Raw genomic sequence first — 886 nt, 5'->3', positions numbered from 1 at the left:
AGCGATACAGGGTGATAGCCCCGTACACGACAATGCCTTTTTAGTGAAAACGAGTAGGACGGGACACGTGGTATCCTGTTTGAACATGGGGGGACCATCCTCCAAGGCTAAATACTCCTGACTGACCGATAGTGAACCAGTACCGTGAGGGAAAGGCGAAAAGAACCCCTGTAAGGGGAGTGAAATAGAACCTGAAACCGTGTACGTACAAGCAGTGGGAGCACCCTCGTGGTGTGACTGCGTACCTTTTGTATAATGGGTCAGCGACTTACATTCTGTAGCGAGGTTAACCGAATAGGGGAGCCGTAGGGAAACCGAGTCTTAACTGGGCGAATAGTTGCAGGGTGTAGACCCGAAACCGGGCGATCTATCCATGAGCAGGTTGAAGGTTGGGTAACACTAACTGGAGGACCGAACCCACATCTGTTGAAAAAGATGGGGATGACTTGTGGATCGGAGTGAAAGGCTAATCAAGCTCGGAGATATCTGGTTCTCCTCGAAAGCTATTTAGGTAGCGCCTCGAGCGAATACCATTGGGGGTAGAGCACTGTTTGGGCTAGGGGGTCATCCCGACTTACCAACCCCATGCAAACTCCGAATACCAATGAGTACTACTCGGGAGACACACGGCGGGTGCTAACGTCCGTCGTGAAAAGGGAAACAACCCAGACCGCCAGCTAAGGTCCCAAAGTAATGATTAAGTGGAAAACGATGTGGGAAGGCATAGACAGCTAGGAGGTTGGCTTAGAAGCAGCCATCCTTTAAAGAAAGCGTAATAGCTCACTAGTCGAGTCGGCCTGCGCGGAAGATGTAACGGGGCTAAATCATTCACCGAAGCTGCGGACTTGTGCTTGCACAAGTGGTAGAGGAGCGTTCTGTAAGCCTG

At 51.1% G+C, this 886-nt stretch carries 1 rRNA gene; it reads left to right on the top strand.

Annotated elements, in window-relative coordinates:
* Positions 1 to 886, top strand: a 23S ribosomal RNA gene (locus tag EYB30_RS14930); the annotation flags it as partial.

The sequence above is a fragment of the Rheinheimera pleomorphica genome, assembly GCF_011634895.1.
GTDB classification, from domain to species: Bacteria; Pseudomonadota; Gammaproteobacteria; order Enterobacterales; family Alteromonadaceae; genus Alishewanella; species Alishewanella pleomorphica.
The sequence above is the reverse complement of the archived record's forward strand: the minus strand, read 5'-3'. Positions and strand labels throughout refer to the sequence as shown.